The organism is Shinella sp. NM-101 (genome assembly GCF_021401195.1).
In the GTDB taxonomy this organism is placed as follows: Bacteria; Pseudomonadota; Alphaproteobacteria; order Rhizobiales; family Rhizobiaceae; genus Shinella.
In genome coordinates, this window is record NZ_JACBFT010000004.1 from 186,168 (window position 1) to 204,915 (window position 18,748).

Sequence of the window (18,748 nt, forward strand, 5' to 3'; positions counted from 1 at the left end):
ATGATGAAAACGGATTTCGACGCCACCCGCCGGGCCTTCGACCTGCCCGAAGGAATGATCTACCTCGACGGCAACTCGCTCGGCCCCCTGCCGACGGCGGTGAGGGAACGGCTGGCGCGCACGGTGAGCGAGGAATGGGGCGAGATGCTGATCGGCGGCTGGAACCGCGCGGGCTGGATGGGCCTTCCGCGCCGGGTCGGCGACCGCATCGCCGGCCTGATCGGAGCCGAACCCGGCACGGTGGTCGTCGGCGACACGCTGTCGATCAAGGTCTATCAGGCGCTCGCATCCGCCCTGGAGATGAACCCGTCCCGCAAGGTGATCCTGTCGGATACCGGCAATTTCCCCTCGGATCTCTACATCGCCGGCGGGCTCGCCCGCACGCTCGGCCCCGATTATGAATTGCGGCTGGCCGCGCCCGGCGATCTCGCCGCGGCGCTGGACGAAACGGTCGCGGTCCTGCTCGTGACCGAGGTCGACTACCGTACCGGCTACCGGCACGACATGGCCGCGCTGACCGCGCGGGCGCACGCGCTGGGCATCCTGACGATCTGGGACCTGGCCCATTCCGCCGGCGCCCTGCCGGTCAAGCTGGCGGCCTGCAAGGCCGATTTTGCCGTGGGCTGCACCTACAAATACCTCAATTCCGGTCCGGGCGGCCCCGCCTTCATCTATGTGGCGCCGCGTCACATCGACCATGCCCGTCCTGCCCTTTCCGGCTGGATGGGGCACGAATCGCCGTTCGCCTTCGATCTTGACTATCGTCCGGGCCGGGGGATCGAGCGCATGCGTGTCGGCACGCCGCCGATCCTGCAGCTCGCCGCGCTGGACGCCGCGCTCGACGTGTGGGACGGCGTCGACATCGAGGATGTGCGGGCGCGGTCGCTGGAGCTCGGCGATCTGTTCGTCTCGGAGGTCGAGGCCGGCTGCCCGGAGCTCGTCCTGGCAACCCCGCGCGCCCATGGCGAGCGCGGCAGCCAGATCTCTTTCCGTCATCCGGAAGGCTACGCAATCATGCAGGCGCTGATCGATGAGGGGGTCGTCGGCGATTTCCGCGCGCCCGACATCCTGCGGTTCGGCTTCACCCCTCTCTATGTCGGCCTGGACGACGTGCGGCGCGCCGCGCAGATCCTTGTCGGCATCATGGCCGGCAGGCGCTGGGACAAGGCCGCATACCGCCGCCCGGCCGGCGCCGTGGTTACCTGACGGCACAGGCACGAGGCCGCCGCCGGCAAGGCGCGCGGCGTCACGATTGTGACGCCGGAAGGGATCGGCCAGCCGGGATCGGATGCACGCGCCGTAATTCCTTTCCCGGCCGCGCCGCCGTGCGCTCCGGATGCCGCGGCCGGGCGCAAACAAGGAGAACTTGTCTAAGCACGTCAATTTCTTCGTTTAAGGCGATGGCTTCCGCGGGCATCTTCCGGTTTGCCTCATGGGGATCGTGTGATGACGAAAGCACTTGTCACGGGGGCGACGCGGGCTCCCGGACGCGCGATCGCCACCACGCTTGCAAAGGAAGGCTGGGAGGTGCACGCGCTCGGCCGCGATCGCATCGCGCTCGACGACATGCGCGCCGGGCACGGCATCGTGCCGCTTGCGATGGATCTGACGGACCGCGATTATGTGCGCCTCACGGTCGAAGGCATGGAGCCGGACGTCGTCGTCCACGCGGCTCTGCGCTGGCCGCAAGAGACCCGTTTCCTCGGTCTTGCGGAGGCCGACATCGACATGGCGCTGGAAGTCAACCTCTCCGCAACGCTGCATGTCACGCGCGCCGTGCTGCCGGCGATGGCCGAACGGGGCCATGGCGCCTTCGTCATGCTCGTGCCGGACGAGTGCGAGGCGAAAAGCGCGCTCGAGCGGACGGCGGCCGGCGCGATCGACGGCTTTGCCCGCGCCCTTGCGGACGAGGTCCGGGGCAGCGGGGTCTTCGTCCACGCCCTTGCGCTTGGAAGGCCGCCTTTTCATCGGCTGGGACCGCAGGTCCTTTCGCTCCTGTCCGCATCCGGCTTCCAATCTCACTTCATCGAACGACAGGAACATGGACATGGACCGTAACGGAGGGCAGTTGCTCGTCGCGAGCCTCCTGGCGCTGGGGGCGAGGAAGAGCTTCGGCGTGCCGGGGGAAAGCTATCTCGCGGTGCTCGATGCGCTGCACGACACCGGCGGGCGCCTCGACTATATCCTGTGCCGCAACGAGGGCGGCGCCGCCTTCATGGCGGCGGCCTATGGCAAGCTCACCGGCCAGCCCGGCATCTGCTTCGTGACCCGCGGACCCGGCGCCACCAATGCCTCGATCGGCGTGCACACCGCCATGCAGGATTCCGCGCCGATGATCCTCTTCGTCGGCCAGGTCGGGACCGACATGAAGGGCAGGGAGGCGTTCCAGGAGGTCGACTACAGGGCGGTTTTCGGAACCATGGCGAAATGGGCCGTCGAGATCGACCAGGTCGAGCGCATCCCCGAAATCCTCTCGCGCGCCTGGACGCTTGCCGTTTCCGGGCGTCCCGGCCCCGTCGTGATCGCGCTGCCGGAGGACATGCTGACGTCGCTGACCGCGGCCGCGCCGCTGTCCGGCCCCGTCGAGATCGCCGAGGCCGCGCCGTCGGCGCCGGCCATGCGGCGCCTGCGGCAAATGCTGGACGGGGCGAAGCGCCCCGTCATCCTCTACGGCGGCTGCAACTGGGCCGAGGGCTCGATGGCTGCCGTCCAGCGGTTCGCCGAGGCGTCCGACATCCCGGTCGTCTCGGTCTTCCGCTACCAGGACCAGTACGACAACGGCTCGCCGACCTTCTGCGGCGAAGCCGGCGTCGGCATCGTCCCCTCGGTCAAGGACCTGCTGCGCCAAGCCGACGTCATCCTCGCGGTCAACAACCGCTTCGGGGAGAACTCCACCGACGGCTACACGCTGTTCGACGTGCCGCAGCCCCGCCAGCGGATCGTGCATGTCCACGGCTCGGACCTGGAGATCGGCAAGGTCTACCGGCCGGCGCTCGGCATCCATGCCGGCCCGAATGCCTTTGCCGAAGCGCTGGGCGCCCTCGAACCCGTCCGGGGCGGATGGGCGCAATGGCGGGCGGGCGCGCGCGCCGCCTATGAAAACGGCTTCGACCTGCCCGACCTGCCGTCGCCGGTCGACATGGGCAAGGTCACGGCTCACCTCAACGCGGTCCTGCCCGACGATGTGATCCTGACCAATGGCGCGGGCAACTTCACGGTCTGGCCGAACAAGTTCTTCAGGTTCGGCGCCAAGGCGCGCCTTCTCGCCCCGCAATCGGGCGCGATGGGCTATGGCGTCCCGGCGGCCGTGGCCGCCAGGGTCGCCCATCCCGGGCGCACCGTCGTGTGCTTTGCCGGCGACGGCGACTTCCAGATGAACTGCCAGGAACTGGCGACGGCGCTGCAGCACGGGGCGCAGCCGATCATCCTGCTCGTCAACAACGGCATCTACGGCACAATCCGCGCCCACCAGGAACGGCACTATCCCGAGCGCGTCTCCGGCACCACGATGGTCAATCCGGATTTCGTGGCGCTGGCGAGGTCCTACGGCTTTCATGCCGAGCGCGTGGAATCGACCGCGGACTTTCCGGCCGCCTTCGAGCGGGCCCGCGCGTCGAAGACCGGCGCCCTCCTGGACCTCGTCGTTTCGCCCGAGGCGTTGACCCCGCGCCAGACTCTGAGCCAGATGCGCAAGGCAGCCCTTTCTGCAAAGGAAACCGCATGACACAGCGTCACGACATCCGCCTTGGCGCCGATATAGGCGGGACCTTCACCGACATCGCGCTCGATGTGCGGGGCAGGCTCTTCTCGACGAAGGTGCTGACCGATTATGCCGCGCCGGAGCAGGCGATCCTCGACGGCATCGACATCGTCATCCGCGATGCGGGCATCGCGCCCGGCGACATCGGCATCGTCATCCATGGCACGACGCTGGCCACCAATGCGCTGATCGAGCGCCGCGGCGCGAAGACCGCGCTCGTCACCACCGAGGGCTTCCGCGACGTCATCGAGATGCGCACGGAAAACCGGTTCGAGCAGTACGACCTCGACCTCGTCCTGCCGAGGCCGCTGATCCCGCGCGAGGACCGCTTCGCGGTCCGCGGCCGCATCGACGCGCAGGGCAGGGAGCTCCAGCCGCTCGACGAGGCGGCGCTGGAAGTCCTGGCGGACGTCATCGCCGAGCGCGGCTTCGGGGCCGTGGCCATCGGCTTCATCCATTCCTACATGAACCCGGCGCATGAGCAGCGCGCCCGCGACATCCTCGCAGGCAGGCTTTCGATCCCGATCTCGATTTCGGCGGAAGTCTCGCCGCAGATGCGCGAGTTCGAGCGCTTCAACACGGTCTGCGCCAATGCCTATGTGCGCCCGCAGATGGCCGACTACCTGTCGCGCCTGCAGGTGCGGCTGAAGGAGATGGGGGCCGGTTGCCCTGTCTTCATGATCCATTCGGGCGGCGGGCTCATCTCGGTGGAGACGGCGTCCGAATTCCCGGTCCGCCTCGTCGAATCGGGGCCCGCGGGCGGGGCGATCTTCGCCGCCGACATCGCCCGCCGCTTCGGCCTCGAGCGCGTCGTGTCCTACGACATGGGCGGCACGACGGCGAAGATCTGCCTCATCGAGGACTACCAGCCCCACACGGCGCGCACCTTCGAGGTCGCCCGCACCTACCGCTTCTGCAAGGGATCGGGCATGCCGATCTCCATTCCTGTGATCGAGATGATCGAGATCGGCGCGGGCGGCGGCTCCATCGCCTGGGTCGACGCCATGGGCCGGATCCAGGCCGGCCCGGAATCGGCGGCGTCCGAGCCGGGGCCGGCCTGCTACCAGCGCGGCGGCGAACGCCCGGCGATCACCGATGCCGACCTCGTGCTCGGCAAGCTCGACCCCGACAATTTCGCCGGCGGCAAGATCAGGCTTTCGCTCGACAATGCCGGCGCGGCGATCGCGCGCGACGTCGGCGACAGGCTGGCGCTTTCTCCCGAGGCTGCCGCCTTCGGCATCGTCGAAGTGGTGGACGAGAACATGGCCAATGCGGCGCGCGTCCACGCGGTCGAGAACGGCAAGAACATCTCGGAAAACACCATGATCGCCTTCGGCGGCGCCGCGCCCCTTCATGCCGCCCGACTCTGCGAGAAGCTCGGCGTCGAGCGATGCCTCGTGCCGCAAGGGGCGGGCGTCGGTTCGGCCATCGGCTTCCTGAAGGCGCCGTTCGGCTACGAGGCGCTCGCCTCCAAGATCATGGGCCTGTCGAAATTCGACGCCGGAACCGTCAATGCCATGCTCGACGACCTGAAGGCGACCGCCGAAGGCTTCGTGCGCGCGGGGACGGATGGGGCGATCGTGCGCGAGATCACCGCCTTCATGCGCTATGCGGGCCAGGGCTGGGAAATCCCGGTGACGCTGCCCGACCGGGCCTTCGCCGCGGCGGACACGGCGATGTTCGAGACGGCCTTCAAGCAGCGCTACGCCCGGTTCTTCGGCCGCGCGGTCGAGGGGCCGGAGATCGAATTCGTCACCTGGTCGGTCAAGGCGCAGGACGTCCGTCCCGAAGGCGAGCGCTTCGTGCTGGAAACGGACGGTGCCGCCGTCGCCGTGCCGGCGCGAAGGGGCGTCTTCGATCCGGCGTCCGGCACGGTGCTGGAAACCGCCATCGTGCCACGCGATACGCTCTGCCCCGGCGCGCGCGTGGCAGGCCCCGCCGTCATCGTGGAGCGGGAAACCTCCACCGTCGTCACCTCGCCGTTCGATGCCGTCATCCAGGTCGACGGCACCATCCTTCTCGTGCGCAAGGGCCGCTGACCATGAGCGACATCAACGAAATTCGCATGCAGGTCATGTGGAACCGCCTGATCTCGGTCGTCGAGGAACAGGCGCTGACGCTGCTGCGCACGGCCTTCTCCACCTCCGTTCGCGAGGCGGGCGACCTTTCGGCGGGCGTCTACAACGCAAAGGGCGAGATGCTCGCCCAGGCCGTCACCGGCACGCCCGGCCACGTCAACACCATGGCCGAGGCGGTGCTGCACTTCATCGCCGAGATCCCGCGCGAGGAGATGTATCCGGGCGACACCTACGTCACCAACGACCCGTGGAAGGGCACCGGCCACCTGCACGACATCACCATGGTCTCGCCCTCCTTCAAGGGGGATGAGCTGATCGGCTTCTTCGCCTGCACGGCGCATGTGGTCGATGTCGGCGGGCGCGGCTTCGGGGCGGACGGCAAGTCGGTCTACGAGGAAGGCATCCAGATCCCGATCATGAAGTTCGCCGAGCGCGGCGAGGTGAACCGGGACCTCCTGAGGATCCTGCGCCTCAACGTGCGCGAGCCCAACCAGGTGATCGGCGACTTCTATTCGCTCGCCGCCTGCAACGACGTCGGCCACCGCCGGCTGATCGAGATGCTGGACGAGGTCGGCTACGACAATCTCGACACGCTCGGCGACTTCATCCTGTCGCGCACCCACGCGGCGACGATGGAGCGCATCGCCGGCCTGCCGAAGGGAACGTGGACGAACGAGATGCTGACGGACGGCTATGACGAGCCGATCCGGCTCGCGGCGGCGGTCTCGATCACCGACAGCGGCGTCAACGTCGATTTCTCCGGCACGGACGGCATGAGCCGCTGGGGCATCAACGTGCCGCTGATCTACACCAAGGCCTATGCCTGCTATGCGCTGAAATGCGTGGTGGCGCCGGACATTCCGAACAATGCCGCCTCGCTCGCCGTCTTCGACGTCTCCTCGCCGACCAATATCCTCAATGCGGAGCGGCCGGCCCCGGTGTCGGTGCGCCACGTCATCGGCCACATGGTGCCGGACCTGGTTCTCGGCGCGCTCGCCCGGGCGCTGCCCGGCCGGATCCTTGCCGAAGGCGCGGCGGCGCTGTGGAACATCCACATTTCGGTCCGCCCGGTCGCCGGCGCCGCCGGCCGGCGCGCCGAGGTGCTGATGTTCAACTCCGGCGGCATGGGCGCGCGGCCGGGCATCGACGGCCTGTCCGCGACGGCCTTTCCCTCCGGCGTCCATACCATGCCGATCGAGGCGACCGAGCATACCGGCCCCATCGTCGTCTGGCGCAAGGAACTGCGCCCGGATTCCGGCGGCGCGGGAAAGTATCGCGGCGGTCTCGGCCAGGTGATCGAGATCGCGCCGGCAGACGGCCATGAATTCGACTTCTCGGCGATGTTCGACCGCATCGCGACGCCGCCGCGCGGACGCGACGGCGGTGAAGACGGCGCGCCCGGCTCGGCGCGGCTGGATGACGGCACGAAGCTGCGGCCGAAAGGCTGGCAGCATGTGCCGGCGGGCCGCCGGCTGGTGCTGGAACTGCCCGGCGGCGGCGGGTTCGGAAACCCGGCCGAGCGCGCGGGCGACGCGGACGCCGAAGACCTGTCGAGGGGCTACGTGACGGAGAAGAAACGATGAGCCATGTCGCCAGCCGGCTTTCCGCCGTCAAGCCCTCCGCCTCCATGGCCGTCTCGCAGGCTGCCAGGGACCTCGCGGCGACCGGGATCGACGTGATCGACCTCGGCCTCGGCGAGCCGGATTTCCCGGCACCCGCCCACATCACCGAGGCCGCCTTCGCGGCGGCCCGCAGCGAGCGCATGCTCTACACCGCCTCGCTCGGCACGCCGGACCTGCGCCGCGCCATAGCCGGCAAGTTCAGGCGCGAGAACGGCCTCGACTATGCGATCGACGAGATCGCGGTCGCCAACGGCGCAAAGCAGATCATCTTCAACGCGCTGATGGCGACGCTGGAGGCGGGCGACGAGGCGATCCTGCCCGCACCCTACTTCGTTTCCTACCCGGAAATGGTGAAGCTCTTCGGCGGCGTGCCGGTCACCCCGGCCTGCCCGGCCGAGAACGGCTTCCGCCTGACGCCGGAGATGCTGGAAGCCGCGCTCACGGACAAGACCCGCTGGCTTTTCCTCAACATGCCGGGCAATCCGTCCGGCGCGGTCTATAGCGAAGCGCAGTTGCAGGCGCTCGGCGCGGTGCTCGCGAAGCATCCCGACGTGATGATCCTGTCGGACGAGATCTACGAGCACATCCTCTTCGACGGGCGCGCCTTCGTCTCCTTCGGCGCGGCCTGCCTGCAACTGCGCGAGCGTTCGCTGATCGTCAACGGCATGTCCAAGGCCTATGCCATGACCGGCTGGCGCGTCGGCTACGCCGCCGGCCCGAAGGACCTGATCAAGGCGATGGCGACGATCCAGAGCCAGTCCTGCACCTCCGTCTCCGCCCCCGCGCAGATCGCCGCCCGGGCGGCGCTGGAGGGGCCGCAGGATTGCGTCGCCGAATTCCGCGCGGCGTTCGAGCGGCGCCGCGACCTCGTGGTCGCCGGCATCGCGGAGATCGACGCGCTGAGCCTCGATCCGCCGGAGGGCGCCTTCTACGCCTATATCGGCTGTGCGGCGCTGATCGGCGCGAAGACCCCCTCGGGCGGGACGCTGGACGACGATGTCGCGGTCGCGAAATATCTTCTCGAGGAGGCGCATGTCGCGGCCGTCCCGGGCGCGGCCTATGGCCTCTCCCCCTTCTTCCGCATCTCCACCGCCACCTCCGAGGCGGTGCTGGCCGAGGCGGTCGAGCGCATCGGCGCCGCCGTCGCCAAACTCGAATTCTGATTGGAAGGAAGAATGTCCAAGCCTTACAAGACCATCCTGATCACGGGCGCGGCCGGCCGCCTCGGCACGGAACTGCGCCGGGGCCTTGCGCCGCTGGCCGAAAGGCTCCGCCTTGCGGATATCAGCGACATCGCGGACATCCAGCCGAACGAGGAGGCGATGGTGTTCGACCTTGCCGACGAGGCCGCGGTGACGAGGGCGGTCGACGGTGTCGATGCCATCGTGCATTTCGGCGGCATTCCGCTGGAAAGCCCGTGGCAGGACATTCTCGACGCCAATATCCGCGGCAGCTACCACATCTACGAGGCCGCCAGGAAGCACGGCGTCAGGCGCGTGGTCTATGCCTCCTCCGTCCATGCCATCGGCTATCACACGCTGGACGCCCATATCGACACGCAGGCGCCGGTGCGGCCCGACAGCCTCTACGGCGTTTCCAAATGCTTCGTCGAGGCGCTGAGCCGCTTCTACTGGGACAAGTTCGGGCTGGAGAGCGTGTGCCTGCGCATCTTCTCCTCCTTCCCCGAGCCGGCGGATCGCCGCATGCTCTGGTCCTGGCTGTCCTTCGAGGATTGCATCCGCCTGGTGACGGCCAGCCTGACGGCGCCGCATGTCGGCCACACGATCAGCTTCGGCCTCTCCGACAATGCCGTGAAGCCGGTCGACAATTCCGGGGCCGGCCATCTCGGCTACGTGCCGAAGGACGATACGGAGCGCTTCCGCGCGAAGGTCGAGGCGGAAAAGCCGCCAGCCTATCCGAAGGCGCCCTCCACCCTTTATCTCGGCGGATGGTTCGTCGACATCGGCCATCCCGACGACGAGGCATCGAAATGAAGGACCGGTACGACGTGGTCATCGTCGGCGGCGCCGTGATCGGCTCCGCCGTCGCCTATTATCTTTCGGCCAACCCCGATTTCGACGGCTCGGTGCTCGTCGTCGAGCGCGACCCGACCTACCTCAAGGCGGCGACCTCGCTCTCGTCGTCCTCGATCCGCACGCAGTTCTCCAACCCGATCAACGTGAAGATCAGCCAGTACGGCTCGCAGGTCATCCGCAATTTCGGCGAGATGATGCAGGTCGGCGACGACCGGCCGGATCTCGGCTTCCATCCGGGCGGCTACCTGTTCCTCGCCAATAGCCCGGCGCAGGTGCAGGTGCTGCGCGAGAACCACGCGGCGCAGGTCTCCTGCGGCGCCGATGTCGTGCTGTGGAACCGCGACGAACTGGCGAACGCCTTCCCGCACCTCAACGTCGCCGACATCGAGCTCGCCTCCTACGGCCGGTCCGGCGAGGGCTGGTTCAACAATACCGGCCTGATGTACGGCTTCCGGAACAAGGCGCGTTCGCTCGGTGTCGATTATGTCACGGACGAAGCCGTGGCCATCGGCCGCGATGGCGACCGGGTGACGTCGGTGACGCTGAAATCGGGCGCGGTCGTCGAGGCCGGCACGATCGTCAACGCCTCCGGCCCCCGCGCGGCGCTGACCGCCCGCATGGCCGGCCTCGACATTCCCGTCGAGCCGCGCAAGCGCACACTGTTCGTCTTCGATTGCGCCCGAACGCCGGAGGGAACGGCGCGGGTCAACCAGGGGCGGCTTCCGCTGATGATCGATCCGTCCGGCGTGTTCTGCCGGCCCGAAGGGCGCTTCTTCCTGGCGGGCTGCCCGCCGGTGGAGGACCCCGCGGCCGACTGGGACGATTTCGAGCCGCGCTACGAGGAATTCGAGGAGATCATCTGGCCGGCGCTGGCCGGGCGCTCGCCGGATTTCGAGGCGATCAAGGCGGTGAACCAGTGGGCGGGCCACTACGATTTCAACACGCTCGACCACAACCTGGTCGTCGGCCGCCATCCCGTGGTGCGCAATTTCGTCTTCGCCAACGGGTTCTCCGGCCACGGCCTGCAGCAGGGACCGGCGACCGGGCGCGGGGTGTGCGAGCTGATCGTCTATGGCGAATATCGCACGCTCGACCTGACGGAGGTCGGCTACGAGCGGATCGTGGAGAATCGCCCGTTCCTCGAGAAAGCTGTGATATAACGGCGACCGGCCCGGCCGGCAGGCGGGGCCGGCTGCAATGCGATGCGTCGTCTACCGGAGGGTGAATTGGCTGGACAACATACGCGGCTTCCCCCTCTCAATGCGCTGCGCGCCTTCTGGGCCGTCATGCGCCAGGGCACGTTCCGCAGCGCGGCGGACGAGCTTCTCGTCACGCCGCAGGCCATCAGCCAGCAGATCAAGCTGCTGGAGGATACCCTGCATGTGCCGCTCTTCGAGCGCAAGGCGCGCGTCATCGAGCCGACGGAGCACGCGATCGTCCTGTCGCATTTCATCCAGGCCGGCTTCGACGAGTTCACGGAAGGCATCCGCCGGGTCACCAATTCGACCTACCGCAACCGCATCAACATCAATGTCAGCCCCTATTTCGCCACGCGCTACCTGATGGAGCGGCTCGAGCGCTTCCGCCAGCTCATGCCGGGCGCCGACATCCGCCTGACGACGATGGTCAATGTGCGCGACTTCGCGGCCGACGAGGTGGACGTCTCGATCCAGTGGGGCTTCGGCAACTGGAAGGAATACGACGTCCGGCTGCTGATGCACGATCCGAAGATCATCTGCTGCTCGCCGGACCTTGCCAGGCAGATCCGCTCGCCCGCCGACCTCGGCCGCATGACGCTGCTCCATCCCGTCATGGCGCGCGACCTCTGGCGCAAGGTGCTCGCCCATCTCGGCCTGCCGTCGCTGGAGATGGCCGGCGAGATCGAGTTCCAGGACGCCGCCACGATGCGCAGGGGCAGCATTTCGGGCATCGGCGTCGGGCTCGTCTCCAAGCTCGACGCGCTGGGCGACATCGAGGCGGGCGTCCTCGTCGCGCCGCTCGGCATCGACGTGCTCGACACGATGGACAAGAAGGACGTCCCCGGCTTCTATCTCGTCGTTCCCAAGGCCCACAAGCGGGTCAAGATCATCTCCGCCTTCTGCGACTGGATCGCCTCCGAGCACTGGTGAGCGGCGGATGCCCTCAGGGCGAGGGGCGCCTTGCGAGCTGGTGCTCGCGCCAGATGGTGAAGAGGCCGGCGCCGACGACGATGAGGGCGCCGGCGATCATGTTGAGCGTGACGATCTCGCCGAACAGCCAGACGGCGAGGATGACGTTGAGCACGAGCTGGAAATAGGTGACGGGCTGGACCTCGGCGGCCGGCAGCAGGCCGTAGGCGCGGATCAGGAAATAGTGGCTGAGCGTGCCGCAGACGCAGAGGGCCGCAAGGGCGAACCAGTCGGCGGACCGGACCTCGGTCCAGTAGAACGGGCCGATCAGCGAGATCGCGACGGCGCCCGCCATGCCGGCGTAGAAGAGGCTCGTCACGGCCGAATCCTCGCGGCCGACGGCGCGCGTGGCGATGCTGTAGAGCGCGAACAGCACGGATGCCCCGAGGGGCAGCAGAAGCGACATGTCGAAATGCACGTCCACGGGATTGATGATGACGAGGACGCCGAGGAGGCCCACCAGCACCGCGGTGCCGCGCCGCCATCCGACGGCCTCGCCGAGCAGGGGGATCGAGAGGATGGTGATGATCAGCGGCGTCGCCTGGAAGATCGACTGGCTCATGGCAAGGCCGGCATGGACGTAGGCAAAGACGATGAGCACGATCTCCGCGACGAGCAGGAGCCCTCTCGCCACCTGGAGCCAGGGGCGCCGGGTGCGGACCGCCTGCCGGATGCCGCCCGGCGAGGAGGCGGCGAAAGCGCAGACGAAGAGCGCGAACGCCCAGAACCGGATCATCGTTATGAACAGGGCCGGATAGCGATCGCCCAGATATTTGGTGATCGCGTCCTGGCCGGCAAAGATGCAGACGGCCAGGAAGGCGAAAAGATAACCGCGGGTCTTGGGGGTCATGGGACTACACACTCAGAATCGTTGACCACCTGATAGCACAGGGCGGCCCGCTTGCGACGGGTAACCCGCGATCTCCGTCCGGTGCCGCTCCGCTTCGTCCCTCCCGCTCAGTGCAGGCCGAGATAGGCCTTGCGGACGTCCTCGTTGTCGAGGAGGGCGGCGCTTTCGCCGGACAGGTGGATGCGGCCGTTGACCATGACATAGGCGCGGCTGGAGAGCTTCAGCGCGTGGTTGGCGTTCTGCTCGACGAGGAAGATCGTCTTGCCCATGGCGGCGATCTCGCCCAGCACCTCGAAGACGCGCCTGACGACGAGCGGGGCGAGGCCGAGCGAGGGCTCGTCGAAGAGGATCAGCTCCGGCCGGGCCATCATGGCGCGGGCGATGGCGAGCATCTGCTGCTCGCCGCCGGACATGGTGCCGGCGGTCTGGTTGCGGCGCTCCTTCAGGCGCGGGAAGAGCTCGAACATGGCGGAGCGATCCTCCTCGAAATGCGCCATCCCGATGGGCGTCGTGCCCATCATCATGTTCTCCTCCACGCTCATGTCCTGGTAGATCTGCCGGCCCTCCGGCACGAGCGCGATGCCGCGCCGCGAGACGCGGTTCGTCGGCAGGCGGGAAATGTCCTCGCCCCGGTGCAGGATATGCCCTGAGGAGGCGCGCGGCGCGCCGAAGATGGACGAGAGCAGCGTCGTCTTGCCGGCGCCGTTCGCGCCGATCAGGCTGACAATCTCGCCCTTGAAGATATGGACGTTGACGTCCTTCAGCGCCTCGACCGGGCCGTAATGGGCGCGCACGCCCGAGAGTTCGAGCAGCGGTGTTCCTGCCTCGCTCATGCCTCCACCTCTTCTTCGCTGACGCCGAGATAGGCGGCGATGACGGCGGGGTCGTTCGCCACATGCTCCGGCGTGCCGTCGGAAATCACCTCGCCGTGGTCGAGCACGACGATATGCTGGGAAATGCGCATCACGAGGCCCATGTCGTGCTCGATGACGAGCACCGTCTGGCCGTGCTCGCCGCACAGCCGCTGGATGACCTCGGAAAGCTCGCGCGTCTCGGAGGGGTTGAGGCCGGCGGCCGGCTCGTCGAGGCAGATGAGCCGCGGGCCCGTGCACATCGCCCGGGCGATCTCGAGGCGGCGCTGGCGGCCGTAGGGCAGCTCGCCGGCAAGGCGGTTGGCGTCGTCGACGAGGTTCATCTCGCCGAGCCAGTGATAGGCAAGGTCGACGGCCTCGCGCTCGGCCCGGCGGAAGGCCGGGGTGCGGAAGACGCCGGAGAGCACATTGTTGGCCGTCACGAGATGCTGGGCGACCAGCAGGTTCTCGACGACGGACATTTCCTTGAACAGGCGGATGTTCTGGAAGGTGCGGGCGATGCCGGCACGGGTGACGAGATGCGAGCCGCCGGTGATCGGCTTCGTCATCAGGGCGCCGATGTCCTGCGCGCCGCCGGGGCCGTCCAGCAGGATCTGGCCCTCGCTGGCGCGGTAGAAGCCGGTGATGCAGTTGAACATCGTCGTCTTGCCGGCCCCGTTCGGGCCGATCAGGGCCGTGACGCCGCCGCGCTCGACGGCAAAGCTGACATTGCGGTTGGCGACGATGCCGCCGAAGCGCATGGTGACGTTGCGCACGTCGAGAAGGGGCGCGGTCATCGGGCCGCCTCCGGGCGCGCGGCGAGCGGGGCCGCATCGAGGCCCCCGGCGGCGGTGCTCGGGAAGAAGGCCGGGCGCTGGATGCGCACGAGGCCGCGCGGCTTCCAGATCATCATGACGACCATCATCACGCCGAAGATCAGCACGCGGTATTCGGCGAAATCGCGCAGCAGTTCAGGCAGGATGGTCAGCACCAGCGCGGCGGCGATGACGCCGACGGTCGAGCCGAGGCCGCCGAGCACGACGATGGCGAGGATGAGGGCGGATTCGAAGAAGGTGAAGGAGGTCGGGTTCACAAAGCCCTGGTGGACGGCGAAGAACACGCCCGCCAGCCCCCCGGTCGAGGCGCCGAGCATGAAGGCCGTCAGCTTGGTGAAGACGTGGTTCACGCCGAGCGAGCGGCAGGCGATCTCGTCCTCGCGCAGCGCCTCCCACATGCGCCCGAGCGGCATCACGCGCAGGCGCTCCACGGCATAGACGACCAGGCAGACGACGAGGAACAGCACCGTATAGATGAACCAGAACTTGTAGTCGGCGCTGTAGGCTATGCCGAGATAGTCGTGCAGCGGCACGCCGCCCTGCTTGGCCGTGCGGGTGAATTCGAGGCCGAAAAGGGTCGGCGGCGGCACGGGCGCGCCGTTCGGGCCGCCGGTGAATTCCAGCCAGTTGTTGAGGACGAGGCGGATGATCTCGCCGAAGCCGAGCGTGACGATGGCGAGATAGTCGCCATGCATCTTCAGGACCGGGAAGGCGAGCACCATGCCGCACAGGCCGGCCAGGAACGGCGCGATAACGAGCGCGCTCCAGAAGCCGAGGCCGAGATACTGCGCGCCGAGCGCCAGCAGATAGGCCCCGACCGCATAGAAGGCGACGAAACCGAGGTCGAGCAGCCCCGCAAGGCCGACGACGATGTTGAGCCCGAGACCGAGCAGGCAGTAGATCAAAGCCAGGATCGCGATGCCGAGGAAATACTTGTCGGCGAACAAGGGCAGGGCGAGGCCGGCGGCGAAGACCAGCACGAGGATGAGCGCGGGCGATTTCTCCCTGCCCGTCATGACCGTGACGCCGCTGCCGCTGCCGGCGGTCCTGCCGGCGATCCGGCGGCCGAAGGCCGTCATGTCGACCAGCGACAGCGCGATGCGCCCGGCGGTGACGATGGCGGCCAGCAGCACCGCGCGCGCCAATTCGTTGCGGAACGAGAACCCTTCCAGCACGAGGCCGGAGATCGGGCCGAACAGCACGAGCGAGACGGTGAAGGTGAGGAGCGCCTGCCTGAAAAGCGTGGAAAAGCGGTTCTGTGCCATGTCCCTGCCCTCACACTTTCTGGATTTCCGGCCGGCCGAGCAGGCCGTAGGGGCGGAAGAACAGCAGGGTGATGAGCAGCGCGAAGGCGAAGACGTCCTTGTAGTCGGTGCTGACATAGCCGGCGAACAGCGCCTCCGTCAGGCCGAGCAGCACGCCGCCCAGCACGGCGCCGGGCAGCGAGCCGATGCCGCCGAGCACGGCCGCCGTGAAGGCCTTGATGCCCATGACGAAGCCGATGAAGAAGTTGAACGAGCCGTAGTTGAAGGTGACGAGCGTGCCGCCGACGGCGGCCGTGGCGGCGCCGATGACGAAGACGGTCGAGATGATGCGGTCGGTGTTGACGCCGAGCACGGCCGAGATGCGGATGTTCTGCTGCGTGGCCCGGCATTCGCGGCCGATGCGCGTGTAGTTGATCACATAGGTCAGGATGCCCATGGCGATCAGCGAGGCGACGAGGATGACCGTCTGCATGTAGGTGATCTGCGCGAAATGGGTGCCGTCGCCGAAGCGGAAGGCGCCGCTGACGAGGGTCGGCACGCCCTGGTCGCGCGCGCCCTGCGAGATCTGCACGTAGCTTTGCAGCATCAGCGAGATGCCGATGGCCGAGATCAGCGGGGCGAGCTTGGTCGAGCCGCGCAGCGGCCGGTAGGCGACGCGCTCGATGGCCCAGCCGTAGACGGCCGTTATGGCGCAGGTGATCACCAGCACCGTGACGAGCGCGAAGGGCACGGACTGGATGCCGAAGAAGGTGAGCACGGCAAGGGTGATCGCGGCGATGTAGGCCGAGACCATGTAGACGTCGCCATGGGCGAAGTTGATCATGCGGATGACGCCGTAGACCATGGTGTAGCCGACGGCGATCAGGCCGTAGATCGTGCCGAGCGTGATGCCGTTGAACAATTGCTGGACGAGGATGTAGACATCCATGCGTGAACCCCCGGGGACGTTCGGTCCTTCTGAAACCTGGCAAGGCGGTGCCGGTCGGGCGGCGGCCCGGCCGGCATGGGCGAAGCGCCCTTACTTCACGAGAACGGGGGTTCCCTTGTCGTCGAAGCTGTAGAAGACGAACTTGAAGTCCTTGATGTCGCCCTTCTCGTCCCAGGTGATGTTGCCGATAGCGGAATTGACCGTGTTGGCGCGCAGCCAGGCGGCCTGGGCCTGGAGATCCTCGCCGGCCTTCAGCGCCGCGACGACCGCCTGGGCATTGGCATAGCCGTAGAGCACGTAGTTGGCGGGCGTCACGCCGGCCTTGGTCAGCGCGTCCTGGACGCCCTTGGTGGCGGGGTCCGCGAGCGGATCGGGCGTTGCGGAATAGTAGACGTCCTTCAGGTTGGCCGGGCCGCCGGCCGCCGCGACCAGTTCGGCCTGGGCGAAGGCATCGCCGGTGACGAAGACGACGTCGACGCCCTGCTCCTTCAACTGGCGCACCAGCGGGCCGCCTTCGGGAATGAGGCCGCCGAAATAGACGGCATTGGCGCCGGTGCTCTTGATCTTGGTGACGAGCGCGTTGAAGTCGCGTTCGCCGCGCGTCAGGCCTTCATAGAGGACCGGCTGGACGCCGCGCGCCTCGATGGTCTTCTTGACAGCGTCGACGAGGCCCTGGCCGTAGGTGTCCTTGTCATGGATCAGCGCGATCTTGTCGCGCTTCAGCGTGTCGAGGATGAGGTTGCCGGCCACCACGGCCTGCTGGTCGTCACGCCCGCAGCCGCGGAACAGGTTGTCGAAGCCGCGATCGGTGACGGTCGGGTTGGTGGAGGACGGCGTCATCTCCAGGATGCCGGCATCGTTGTAGATTTCCGAGGCCGGGATGGTGCTCGACGAGCAGAAGTGGCCGATCACCGCCTGCACCTTGTCCTGGTCGACGAAGCGGTTGGCGACGGCCACGGCCTGCTTGGGCTCGCAGGCATCGTCGCCCTTCACCAGCTCGACCTGCTTGCCGTTGATGCCGCCGGCGGCGTTCACGTCGTTCACATAGGCGGACACGCCGTTATAGACCTGCTCGCCGAACGTGGCGTTGGCGCCGGTATAAGGGCCGGCGACGCCGATCTTGATGGTGTCGGCGGCAAGGGCCGGCGCGAGAAGCAGGCAGGAGGCGATGGCGGTCGCCGCCAGGAATTTCGGAAGTTGGGTCATGTGCGGGGCTTCCCTCTGGTTGAGCCTTTTACGATTCAGCGGGATGCGGTTCGTCCGCATCTCTTGTCGTTGCAGGGGCGGCGCCGGCCTCTTGCGGGCGCGCATCCCTGGAAGGACGGACAGCAGGGATCATGACGTATCCGCCATGATCTGCGTCCCGCACGCGCGTCGTGTGGGGAGCGCCTTGCAAGTTCCATCGCCACTGAAAGGAGTATATGGGCTGCCCAGCCATGGGCCTGCGTAAGAAATTCCGTCGATCGACAAGCTATCCTTGATACATCGGCGTTGCCCCGCGGCCGGGGCGGCGGACGCCTGCGCGCCGGCGCGCGAGACGCCGGTCATCTCGTCCGCGGAGCAGGGTCAAGGGGCGCGGTTTGCCCGGAGCGGGGGACGCGAGATCACTTTTTCGTCTTCGCGTCCGCCGGCTCGGCCAGCAGGGCGCGGTAGCGGCTCAGGCTTTCCTCGAGATGCGCGGAAAGCGCCTGCCTTGCCGCCTTGGCATCGCCCTGGGTGATCGCGGCGAGAATGGCGGCGTGTTCCCGGTTTATCTTCTTCAGATAGGCGTTGTAGGAGCGGCCGGACTGGCTGTGCTTGAGCACGAGATCGAAGTTGATCTCCCCCATGACGGCTTCCAGGAACCGCGGGAAATGCGGGTTGCGCGTCGCCTTGGCGATGGCGAGGTGGAATTCGAAATCGGCGCGCGCCTCGATCTCGGCGTCCCCGGTGTCGAGGTTCTCGATATGGTCGAAGGCGCGGGCGATCTCGGCCAGCGCTTCTGGCGTGCGGCGCTGGGCCGCAAGCGCCACGGACTGCATCTCCACGCCAAGCCGCAGTTCGAGGATCTGCATGGCCGAGCGGATGTCGTCGATCCGGCTGATCTCGAAGTTCAGCGTCCTTGCGTCCTTTTCCGTGACGTAGACGCCCGCGCCCTGCCGGGCGATCACGCGGCCGGCGACCTTGAGCGAGGTCAGCGCCTCGCGGATGACGGTACGGGAAACGCCGAACTCCTCGCAGAGCTGCGCACTCGACGGGATCTTCTCGCCCGGGGCGTACAGTCCGGAATCGATGCGCTCGGCGAGCTTGGCGACGACGATTTCAGCGAGATTGCCGCGCTGCGTTATGACCGACATTGCGATACCGCCCCTGCC

At 67.6% G+C, this 18,748-nt stretch carries 16 protein-coding genes; 9 read left to right on the top strand and 7 right to left on the bottom strand.

The features are described from left to right. The 9 genes from kynU to L0976_RS10290 all read left to right on the top strand — a co-directional run bounded on the left by kynU (position 1) and on the right by L0976_RS10290 (position 11,625). Positions 1 to 1,206 carry a kynureninase gene (gene kynU, locus L0976_RS10250; protein ID WP_234187203.1) on the top strand — a complete coding sequence of 402 codons (1,206 nt, stop codon included), beginning with the start codon at positions 1 to 3 and terminating at the stop codon, positions 1,204 to 1,206. A gap of 240 nt (positions 1,207 to 1,446) precedes the next feature. Continuing rightward, the gene (locus tag L0976_RS10255) at positions 1,447 to 2,058 is read left to right on the top strand and encodes an SDR family oxidoreductase (RefSeq protein WP_234187204.1); all 612 of its coding nucleotides are present in this window, start codon (positions 1,447 to 1,449) and stop codon (positions 2,056 to 2,058) included. Then, positions 2,048 to 3,724 carry a thiamine pyrophosphate-binding protein gene (locus L0976_RS10260; RefSeq protein WP_234187205.1) on the top strand — a complete coding sequence of 559 codons (1,677 nt, stop codon included), beginning with the start codon at positions 2,048 to 2,050 and terminating at the stop codon, positions 3,722 to 3,724. Before L0976_RS10255 ends, L0976_RS10260 begins: the two co-directional genes overlap by 11 nt. Continuing rightward, the gene (locus L0976_RS10265) at positions 3,721 to 5,799 is read left to right on the top strand and encodes a hydantoinase/oxoprolinase family protein (RefSeq protein ID WP_234187206.1); all 2,079 of its coding nucleotides are present in this window, start codon (positions 3,721 to 3,723) and stop codon (positions 5,797 to 5,799) included. The genes L0976_RS10260 and L0976_RS10265 overlap by 4 nt, the downstream gene beginning before the upstream one ends. Before the next feature lie 2 nt (positions 5,800 to 5,801). Then, the gene (locus L0976_RS10270; RefSeq protein ID WP_234187207.1) at positions 5,802 to 7,421 is read left to right on the top strand and encodes a hydantoinase B/oxoprolinase family protein; all 1,620 of its coding nucleotides are present in this window, start codon (positions 5,802 to 5,804) and stop codon (positions 7,419 to 7,421) included. Continuing rightward, positions 7,418 to 8,623 (top strand): pyridoxal phosphate-dependent aminotransferase, encoded by a 1,206-nt coding sequence (locus L0976_RS10275; protein WP_234187208.1) that lies wholly within the window; start codon positions 7,418 to 7,420, stop codon positions 8,621 to 8,623. The genes L0976_RS10270 and L0976_RS10275 overlap by 4 nt, the downstream gene beginning before the upstream one ends. A 12-nt stretch (positions 8,624 to 8,635) precedes the next feature. After that, positions 8,636 to 9,454: an NAD(P)-dependent oxidoreductase gene (locus tag L0976_RS10280; protein WP_234187209.1), complete on the top strand. Its 819-nt coding sequence runs from the start codon at positions 8,636 to 8,638 to the stop codon at positions 9,452 to 9,454. Further along, positions 9,451 to 10,656 (top strand): FAD-binding oxidoreductase, encoded by a 1,206-nt coding sequence (locus L0976_RS10285; RefSeq protein ID WP_234187210.1) that lies wholly within the window; start codon positions 9,451 to 9,453, stop codon positions 10,654 to 10,656. The genes L0976_RS10280 and L0976_RS10285 overlap by 4 nt, the downstream gene beginning before the upstream one ends. Positions 10,657 to 10,722: 66 nt before the next feature. Next, positions 10,723 to 11,625 (top strand): LysR substrate-binding domain-containing protein, encoded by a 903-nt coding sequence (locus L0976_RS10290; protein WP_233290863.1) that lies wholly within the window; start codon positions 10,723 to 10,725, stop codon positions 11,623 to 11,625. A 13-nt stretch (positions 11,626 to 11,638) separates the two neighbouring features. Here L0976_RS10290 and L0976_RS10295 read toward each other — a convergent pair whose 3' ends face one another. The 7 genes from L0976_RS10295 to L0976_RS10325 form a co-directional block, all read right to left on the bottom strand. Next, the gene (locus L0976_RS10295; RefSeq protein ID WP_234187211.1) at positions 11,639 to 12,514 is read right to left on the bottom strand and encodes a DMT family transporter; all 876 of its coding nucleotides are present in this window, start codon (positions 12,512 to 12,514) and stop codon (positions 11,639 to 11,641) included. A 107-nt stretch (positions 12,515 to 12,621) separates the two neighbouring features. Beyond that, entirely contained in the window at positions 12,622 to 13,347 is a 726-nt protein-coding gene (locus tag L0976_RS10300) for an ABC transporter ATP-binding protein (protein WP_203320220.1), read from the bottom strand. Then, positions 13,344 to 14,162 carry an ABC transporter ATP-binding protein gene (locus L0976_RS10305; protein WP_234187212.1) on the bottom strand — a complete coding sequence of 273 codons (819 nt, stop codon included), beginning with the start codon at positions 14,160 to 14,162 and terminating at the stop codon, positions 13,344 to 13,346. The genes L0976_RS10300 and L0976_RS10305 overlap by 4 nt, the downstream gene beginning before the upstream one ends. Further along, positions 14,159 to 15,466 (bottom strand): high-affinity branched-chain amino acid ABC transporter permease LivM, encoded by a 1,308-nt coding sequence (gene livM / locus L0976_RS10310; protein ID WP_234187213.1) that lies wholly within the window; start codon positions 15,464 to 15,466, stop codon positions 14,159 to 14,161. Before livM ends, L0976_RS10305 begins: the two co-directional genes overlap by 4 nt. Before the next feature lie 10 nt (positions 15,467 to 15,476). After that, complete coding sequence (locus tag L0976_RS10315; RefSeq protein ID WP_203320223.1) at positions 15,477 to 16,394, bottom strand: branched-chain amino acid ABC transporter permease LivH; 918 nt, start codon at positions 16,392 to 16,394, stop codon at positions 15,477 to 15,479. A 90-nt stretch (positions 16,395 to 16,484) separates the two neighbouring features. After that, positions 16,485 to 17,600, bottom strand: a complete 1,116-nt coding sequence (locus L0976_RS10320; protein WP_234187214.1) for a branched-chain amino acid ABC transporter substrate-binding protein — start codon at positions 17,598 to 17,600, stop codon at positions 16,485 to 16,487. 398 nt (positions 17,601 to 17,998) lie between these two features. After that, complete coding sequence (locus L0976_RS10325; RefSeq protein ID WP_203320225.1) at positions 17,999 to 18,730, bottom strand: FadR/GntR family transcriptional regulator; 732 nt, start codon at positions 18,728 to 18,730, stop codon at positions 17,999 to 18,001. Positions 18,731 to 18,748: the final 18 nt, after the last annotated feature.

Coding starts and splice junctions, on each gene's coding strand:
- L0976_RS10325 (WP_203320225.1), bottom strand. CDS start 18,730: ATGTCGGTCATAACGCAGCGCGGCAATCTCGCTGAAATCGTCGTCGCC.
- L0976_RS10300 (WP_203320220.1), bottom strand. CDS start 13,347: ATGAGCGAGGCAGGAACACCGCTGCTCGAACTCTCGGGCGTGCGCGCC.
- L0976_RS10315 (WP_203320223.1), bottom strand. CDS start 16,394: ATGGATGTCTACATCCTCGTCCAGCAATTGTTCAACGGCATCACGCTC.
- L0976_RS10280 (WP_234187209.1), top strand. CDS start 8,636: ATGTCCAAGCCTTACAAGACCATCCTGATCACGGGCGCGGCCGGCCGC.
- L0976_RS10285 (WP_234187210.1), top strand. CDS start 9,451: ATGAAGGACCGGTACGACGTGGTCATCGTCGGCGGCGCCGTGATCGGC.
- L0976_RS10260 (WP_234187205.1), top strand. CDS start 2,048: ATGGACCGTAACGGAGGGCAGTTGCTCGTCGCGAGCCTCCTGGCGCTG.
- L0976_RS10255 (WP_234187204.1), top strand. CDS start 1,447: ATGACGAAAGCACTTGTCACGGGGGCGACGCGGGCTCCCGGACGCGCG.
- L0976_RS10265 (WP_234187206.1), top strand. CDS start 3,721: ATGACACAGCGTCACGACATCCGCCTTGGCGCCGATATAGGCGGGACC.
- livM (WP_234187213.1), bottom strand. CDS start 15,466: ATGGCACAGAACCGCTTTTCCACGCTTTTCAGGCAGGCGCTCCTCACC.
- L0976_RS10275 (WP_234187208.1), top strand. CDS start 7,418: ATGAGCCATGTCGCCAGCCGGCTTTCCGCCGTCAAGCCCTCCGCCTCC.
- L0976_RS10270 (WP_234187207.1), top strand. CDS start 5,802: ATGAGCGACATCAACGAAATTCGCATGCAGGTCATGTGGAACCGCCTG.
- L0976_RS10295 (WP_234187211.1), bottom strand. CDS start 12,514: ATGACCCCCAAGACCCGCGGTTATCTTTTCGCCTTCCTGGCCGTCTGC.
- L0976_RS10320 (WP_234187214.1), bottom strand. CDS start 17,600: ATGACCCAACTTCCGAAATTCCTGGCGGCGACCGCCATCGCCTCCTGC.
- kynU (WP_234187203.1), top strand. CDS start 1: ATGATGAAAACGGATTTCGACGCCACCCGCCGGGCCTTCGACCTGCCC.
- L0976_RS10305 (WP_234187212.1), bottom strand. CDS start 14,162: ATGACCGCGCCCCTTCTCGACGTGCGCAACGTCACCATGCGCTTCGGC.